The 6,601-nt window shown below is 63.0% G+C and carries 6 protein-coding genes and 1 pseudogene; 2 read left to right on the top strand and 5 right to left on the bottom strand.

What is annotated here, in order from left to right; translation table 11 throughout:
* Nucleotides 1–168 precede the first annotated feature (168 nt).
* Nucleotides 169–1,251 (bottom strand): Lrp/AsnC family transcriptional regulator, encoded by a 1,083-nt coding sequence (locus ACI8UR_RS11885; RefSeq protein WP_411715951.1) that lies wholly within the window; start codon nucleotides 1,249–1,251, stop codon nucleotides 169–171.
* Nucleotides 1,252–1,365: 114 nt separating this feature from the next.
* Between ACI8UR_RS11885 and ACI8UR_RS11880 the strand changes: the two genes are divergently transcribed.
* Nucleotides 1,366–2,430 (top strand): anthranilate phosphoribosyltransferase, encoded by a 1,065-nt coding sequence (locus ACI8UR_RS11880; protein ID WP_411715950.1) that lies wholly within the window; start codon nucleotides 1,366–1,368, stop codon nucleotides 2,428–2,430.
* A 30-nt stretch (nucleotides 2,431–2,460) separates the two neighbouring features.
* Here ACI8UR_RS11880 and ACI8UR_RS11875 read toward each other — a convergent pair whose 3' ends face one another.
* The 4 genes from ACI8UR_RS11875 to ACI8UR_RS11860 all read right to left on the bottom strand — a co-directional run bounded on the left by ACI8UR_RS11875 (nucleotide 2,461) and on the right by ACI8UR_RS11860 (nucleotide 6,114).
* A complete protein-coding gene (locus ACI8UR_RS11875; RefSeq protein WP_415087909.1) occupies nucleotides 2,461–4,125 on the bottom strand; it encodes a flavin-containing monooxygenase in 1,665 nt (554 codons plus the stop codon).
* A 101-nt stretch (nucleotides 4,126–4,226) separates the two neighbouring features.
* Nucleotides 4,227–5,363 carry a multicopper oxidase domain-containing protein gene (locus tag ACI8UR_RS11870; RefSeq protein ID WP_411715948.1) on the bottom strand — a complete coding sequence of 379 codons (1,137 nt, stop codon included), beginning with the start codon at nucleotides 5,361–5,363 and terminating at the stop codon, nucleotides 4,227–4,229.
* A 78-nt stretch (nucleotides 5,364–5,441) separates the two neighbouring features.
* Nucleotides 5,442–5,735: a hypothetical protein gene (locus tag ACI8UR_RS11865; RefSeq protein ID WP_411715947.1), complete on the bottom strand. Its 294-nt coding sequence runs from the start codon at nucleotides 5,733–5,735 to the stop codon at nucleotides 5,442–5,444.
* Nucleotide 5,736: 1 nt separating this feature from the next.
* Nucleotides 5,737–6,114: a helix-turn-helix domain-containing protein gene (locus tag ACI8UR_RS11860; protein ID WP_411715946.1), complete on the bottom strand. Its 378-nt coding sequence runs from the start codon at nucleotides 6,112–6,114 to the stop codon at nucleotides 5,737–5,739.
* 108 nt (nucleotides 6,115–6,222) lie between these two features.
* On the opposite strand from ACI8UR_RS11860, the pseudogene ACI8UR_RS11855 reads away from it, so the two are divergent.
* Nucleotides 6,223–6,601, top strand: a pseudogene (locus tag ACI8UR_RS11855) (hypothetical protein); the annotation flags it as partial.

Here is a 6,601-nt window from a genome sequence, read left to right as displayed (position 1 = left end):
CCGACGATTTCCTCGTAGCGCGCACCCGTCTGCTTCCGACCTTTTTCTGCGTCGGGTACGCTCGCTTCGCTCGCGTACCACTCCTTGAAAAACGTCGATGAAAAAGGCCGACCGCTCGGGGCTTCGACCCTCCCAGTCGGTGAAACGCCGCGCTCCGCGCGGCGTATGCTATTCTCCGACGATTTCCTCGTAGCGCGCACCCGTCTGTTTCAACGTCTCAGTCGAGTAGAGCCGTTCGTGCTCGAATGGTAGATGCTCGGCTGCGAGTTCGTCGATTTTCTCGTCGACCGCCGCCGGGTCACGGCCGTGAATCATCGTGAAGAGATTGTACGGCCATCCCTGCTCCGGGCGGCGCGGGCGATGATAACAGAGCGTCACGTACGGCAAGCCGCCGACATCGATGCCGCGCTCGTCGAGTTCCTCGTCCGGCACGTCCCAGACGACCATGCAGTTGGCGTCGAAGCCCGTGATGACGTGGTTGACCACACAGCCGATGCGCTTGATACAGCCCTCGTCTTGGAGGCGGGCGATGGCGTCGAGCACCTCATCGACCGGGGCGTCGACCGCCTCTGCGACATCCTGATACGGCGTCTTCGATAGCGGAAACCCCTCCTGGATTTCGAGCAGGAGCGCGCGGTCGAGCGCCGAGAGGTTCGCCGCGGCGGTTTCGGCGATGCGAGTCGCGCCGACGCCGGCGTCGCGTGTATCGTCCGGTTCCTCCCCCGATTCGGAGACGCTGTGGGTCTCGCGGGCGAAACTGTCGCTGTTGACGACGGGGAACTCGAGGTCGATATAGAAATCCGTCATCATCGGGAGGTTCAACACCGTACAGCCGGTGCGCTTCTCGATTTCGGCCAGGATGTCGTCGCGGGTTTCGAGCGACCCGGCCGTGACGACGAACCACATGTTCCACTCGTGGTCGCGCCGGTAGTTGTGGTTCACCTGCTCGTAGGAGTTGATGATCTCGGCGACCTCCTCGAAGCGGTCGTCGGGGGCCTGGACGGCGGCCAGCGTCGACGCGCCGATGACGGGAGGATTGAGGACGGGGCCAAAGCGCCGGAAGATGCCACGGTCGTGGAGGCGCTGGACGCGGTCGAGAGCCGCATCCTCGGTGATTCCGAGGGCGTCAGCGACGCGGGCGAAGGGCCGTTCCGCGATGGGAAAGCCGGACTGGTAGCCGTCGATGAGTGCGGCATCGATGTCATCGATATCGGCGCGCCAGTCCTCGTCGCCGGCCGCTGGGGTACTCATTGCCCGCTCTACGACCTGCAGGGATTATGCTCTGTCGGTTCCGAACACCCCTGCCGGAACGCCGCTGTTCGCCGAATGATGGGTGTTTTTGACGCACCGGAACCAATTCCGCGTATGGCGAAAACGACCGAGAAATACGGCGAGTGGCCGCTTAAGCGGCTGATGACGGATGTCGTCGGCTCCGGGCATAAATCCGCGGACGACATGACGCGCGAGCAGGCCGAAGAGGCGTTCCGGCGCATCCTCGACCTCGAACCCGACCCGACGACGCTGGGCGCCTTCTGGCTCGCCAACCGCTGGAAGCGCAACACGCCCGAAGAGCTGGCCGCCTACATCGACGTGATGGCCGAGGGCACCGAACCCTACGCCCCCGACTGTGACCCCGTCGACTGTGGCGCAAACTACGACGGAAAGGGCCGGACGGCGATCTTCGGCGTCGCCGCAGGGCTCATCGCCGCCGCCGCTGGCACGCCGGTCGTCGCCCACTCCGGCGACCGCGTTCCCACGCAGAAACAGGATGCCTACAAACACGTTCTCGACGAGCTCGGCGTTCGAACCGACCTCGCGCCCGAGGAATCCGCGGCGATGACCGACGAGGTCGGTTTCGGTTTCTACTACCAGCCGAACTTCGCCTCCGAGGTCGATGCCTTGAGCGAGCGCCGCGACGAGATGGGCGTCCGCACCTTCGTCAACACCATCGAGACGCTCGCGAACCCGGCAAACGCCTCGACGCATCTCGGCTCGTTCTATCATCTCCCGTACGCAAAGCGCATCATCGACACCTTCCAGGAAGCCGAAACCGAGGCCGTCGACCGCGTCGTCATGTTCCAGGGCATGGAAGGCTACGACGACGTCCGCCCCGGCTCGACGAAGGTCGCCGTCTGGGACGAGGGCGAGGAGATGCGCGATTTCGATATCGAGACGCCGGAGTACGGCATGGATTTCGAGGAGGACGACCTCGCAGTCGACGATGTCGCTGCCGAATCCGCGACGATTACCGAGGAAGTGCTAACCGGCGAGCGTGACGACCAGTTCGCCGACGCCGTCGCCGTCAACGCCGCCCTCCGAATCTACGCGGGCGAGGGCGCGGACAACATCGAGGACGGCCTTGAACAGGCACTGACCGCTATCGAATCGGGCGCTGCCGCCGAACGGCTCGAAGCACTGCGGGCGTTCTGAAGCGACGGGCGACAGGTCTTCCGCACTTCGCTACTGCTCTGCCACCGGCGCGTCGCTCGCGCGTCGCAGTTCGAACCCGTCGTAGTCGTCTTCCGCGACGCGGTCACAGATATCCCGGTACATATCCAGGCCGCCAGGGAACGGCGTGAACACCTGCTCTTTTCCGGGGACGTTCGCGCCGCGATACCAGGATTCGGCCTCGGAGAACAGCATGTTGTCGGCGAGCATGTTGGTCTGGGAGACCCACTGACTCTCGGATTCCTCCGTCGGCTCGATAGTCTGGTAGCCCTCGCGCTGCATGTGCTCGATGCAGTCGGTGATCCACTCGACGTGCTGTTCGATGGCCATCGGCATGTTGGTGAGCACGGAGGGGCTCTGTGGCCCGGTGATGGTGAACAGGTTCGGGAAGCCGGAAATTCCGAGGCCGAGATAGGTTCGCGGCCCGGCGTTCCACTTCTCGGAGATAGACAGGCCGTCGCGACCTTGGATGTCCAGTTCCAAGAGCGCGCCCGTCATGGCATCGAAGCCCGTCGCGAAGATGACGACGTCGAGGTCGTAGTGGTCGGTCTCGGTTTGGATGCCGTCGGCCGTAAACGTCGTTATCGGCGCGTCGTCGACATCGACGAGGCGCACGTCGTCGCGGTTGTACGTCTCGTAGTAGCCGTTGTAATCCATCGGCGGGCGCTTTGCGCCGTACGGATGGGAGGTCGGCACGAGCGACTCGGCGTCGTCCGGATCGTCGACTTTCTCGCGAATCTTGTCGCGGATGAACTCCGAGACGATCTCGTTCGTCTCGGCGTTCGAGAGCGTGTGGCCGGGCTCGAAGGCATGCAGGAACCGGAAGCCGCCCTGCTGCCAGCGTTTCTCTAGGGCTTCGTGAATTTCTTCCTCGGAGAGCTGTCGTGCGGAGTTGTGCTCGGTGTCGAACGGCATTCCCAATCTGGAGTCGCGCGCCTCCGACCAGATCTCGTCGTAGTTTTCGCGGATTTCCTCGTACTCCTCGTCGTTGAGCGGGCGATTCCGCGCGGGCACGGCGTAGTTCGGCGTCCGCTGGAGCACCGACAGGTGGCCGGCGCGCTCCGCAACTTCGGGGATGAGCTGGATGCCCGTCGATCCCGTGCCGATGACGCCGACGCGTTTGCCCTCGAGGTCGACCGACTCAGGCCATCTGGCCGTGTGGTACCACTCGCCCTCGAAGTCATCGAGGCCGTCGAAATCCGGCAGGAACGGCTCGGAGAGACAGCCCACGGCGCTGATGAAGAACTGCGATGAGACGCGCTCGCCGTCGTCGGTGGCGACCGTCCACGTCTCGGACGCCTCATCGAACTCGGCGCCGGTGATCTCCGTGTTGAACTCGATATCGCGGCGAAGCTCCAGGTGGTCGGCGGCGAACTGGAGGTATTCGAGGATTTCGGGCTGTTCGGGGTAGCGCTCGCTCCACTCCCACTCATCGAGGATGTCGTCCGAAAAGGAGTAACAGTAGATGTGGCTCTCGCTGTCACAGCGGGCCCCGGGATAGCGGTTCCAGTACCACGTTCCGCCGACACCGTTGCCTTTCTCGTAGACGCGAACCGACAGTCCGAGTTCGCGCAACCGATGCAGCATATACAACCCCGAGAACCCGGCGCCGACGATGACGGCATCGATGTCAGTGGCTTCGGTGGCTTCGACCGCAGGTGACTCATCATGGGACATGGGATATCACTGTCCGTGAGTCGGTAGCAAGCAACATTAAAACTACGACCAGTCAAGCAAGGGGGAACGACCCCCATGTCGTCGCGGGCGGCCGAGACGGCCTACCCTTCGTAGCCGGCGTAGTCCATCAGCTGGGCGAAGATGTCCGAGTCCATCGCCGCCTCGTAGACGATGCCGCCGACCATACCGCCGGGGTAGCTGGTGCCGTTCATGGCGTGGCTGACCTTGTGACAGTGCATGAGGTAGATGCCGGGGTCGGCGTCGGCCTCGAACTCGATGGTTTTCCGCTCGGCCGGCGCGATGTCGACGATGTCCTGTTCGTACTGGGCAGCCTCCGGCACCTGCGAGCCGTCCTTCTCGACGATACGGAAGCGGTGGTTGTGCGTGTGCATCGGGTGGTTCATGTAGCCGTTGTTGGCCAGGTGGATGCGGACGATGTCACCCTGCGAGACGATGACCGGCGAGCCGTCTTCGGGGTGCAGCGTGCGCGGGGCCGAGCGGCCGTTGATGGTGAACACGTCGGGGTTGCGATTGCGGGGGCTGTAGGAGACGTCCTCGCCGGCCATCTGACGATTGAGCCGGGAGTCCCAGTCTTTGAGGGTCATGAACAGCTCCTTGTCGGCCGGCTCGTAGCCCTTCGGGTCGACCCGGAAGATGCCGTACATCCCCATGTCGATGTGGCGGTGGGTCTGGTAGTGGCAGTGGTACAGATGCGTGCCGGGCACGTTCGCGGGAATCTGGTAGGTGTGCTTCTCACCGGGGGCGACCGTGATGCCGGTCGTCGTCGGGACGCCGTCGTTCTCCCACGTCTTCCGGACGCCGTGGAAGTGCAGCGTGTGCGGCATCGAGGCGTCGGTGTTGTCGAGCGTCACCTCGATATCCTCGCCTTCGGTCGTCCGGATGACGGGGCCGGGAACGCTCGGCGTGCGGTCATCAGCCTGGAACGCCCACACGCGGGGCAGCTCGACGGGGCCACCCATCGAATCACCGGGGTGGACGGGCAGCTTCGAGGTGACCGACCGCAGCGTCACCTGGTTGTTCTGTTCGGGGACGTCGACGACCTGTGGTGGGCCGGCCAGCGGCAGCGTTCCCTGCTGTTCGGGCTTGCCGACGGGCTCTTTGGAGGGCTGGTAGCCGCTCGCACAGCCAGCAAGGCTCGCCATGCCGACGGTTCCGGTCGCTTTCACGAATTCCCGACGTGAGATGTCGATGCCGGGTGCGCCGATAGTGTTCGTCATGACTCAGTTGAGCCTACGGAGAACTGGCATAAACCCGAACGGCAGATTCCCAGCAGTTGAGACACGGGGCGGCGGCGCCTACTGGATGTGCAGCGAGTAGGCGATGGTGGTGAGGCCAGCGAGGACGAACAGGCTCTCGATGAGAACGCCGACGCCGAGGCCGACGTTGAGTAATTCGAAGGTAAAGCCGGCGAGCAGGACGCCGACGACGATGAGGCCGAACCCGGCCGACAGCAATCGAAGCGATCTGTCGCCGGTGCGGCGGTAGGCGGTAGCGGCCAGATACGTCACCGTCCCGCCGACGATGAGAATCAGCGTCTTGATGATGGCGATTGCGAACTGCACTTCCGAGCCGACTGTTGTATGTACCATGTTACAGTTCCTCCCTGACTTCCGACCACAGTTCGGCGAGCCGTTCGTCGGCGCGCCGGGCTGGACGCTCGATTTCGATGTCGAACTCCCGCTCGTCGTCACAGGCGACGATTACCTCGCGGAAATCGATCTCGTACCGGCCGGCGTGGCTGCCGTCGTCACGGATTTCGGTGCCCTCTGCGAGCAGCGACGCCTCCGTGAGCGTGTCGAGCTTCCGGTAGAGCGTCGACCGGGGAATGTCACATCGCTCTGTGAGTTCACTCGCCGTCCGCGGCTCGTCGAGTTCGCGGATGATGGCTCGACAGTCCTCGTCGTACAACGCCCCCAGGACGGCATCGAGGTCGGGAGCGTCGTCACCGGCCAGCGGATCCCGAACCATGGGGGAAGGTTCTGGAGCGGGCTTATAAACGGTATCGTTCGCGGAAGCGGAACGCGATTTTCGTTCAGACCACCCAATAATTTAAAACACGATGGTGTCGAGATTAGTATGAACGGCGAAGCATCGTATCGAACTTATATTTCTCCAAACGAGCAGGCATATCTCAGCGACAGGCGTATATTGGAGCGTGCTGCCGGTCGTGATTACGTGTCTCCACCCCAGCTCGCGGGTACACGACGACGTGAGAACGTTATCCGTCTACAATGTCGCGATCTGGCAAATGCCGGGCTTCTCCAAGAACGAGCTCACGAAGTATACAGCATTACTAAAAATGGCATGGACATACTGCCTGGCCCCCCGGAGCAGATGGCGCATGAGGGGCTGTTTGACATGCAAACATTTTCCGGGTTTTCTCCTCCAAGCACTAACTGGCGGATTTCGGACTTCAGTATCCTTGACCCACCGACAATCAAACAGATCAATTTTG

It is taken from the genome of Natronomonas sp. (genome assembly GCF_047616845.1).
Classification (GTDB): Archaea; Halobacteriota; Halobacteria; order Halobacteriales; family Haloarculaceae; genus Natronomonas.
This window is presented reverse-complemented; position numbering and strand designations above follow the sequence as displayed.

Coding starts and splice junctions, on each gene's coding strand:
- ACI8UR_RS11885 (WP_411715951.1), bottom strand. CDS start 1,251: ATGAGTACCCCAGCGGCCGGCGACGAGGACTGGCGCGCCGATATCGAT.
- ACI8UR_RS11880 (WP_411715950.1), top strand. CDS start 1,366: ATGGCGAAAACGACCGAGAAATACGGCGAGTGGCCGCTTAAGCGGCTG.
- ACI8UR_RS11875 (WP_415087909.1), bottom strand. CDS start 4,125: ATGTCCCATGATGAGTCACCTGCGGTCGAAGCCACCGAAGCCACTGAC.
- ACI8UR_RS11870 (WP_411715948.1), bottom strand. CDS start 5,363: ATGACGAACACTATCGGCGCACCCGGCATCGACATCTCACGTCGGGAA.
- ACI8UR_RS11865 (WP_411715947.1), bottom strand. CDS start 5,735: ATGGTACATACAACAGTCGGCTCGGAAGTGCAGTTCGCAATCGCCATC.
- ACI8UR_RS11860 (WP_411715946.1), bottom strand. CDS start 6,114: ATGGTTCGGGATCCGCTGGCCGGTGACGACGCTCCCGACCTCGATGCC.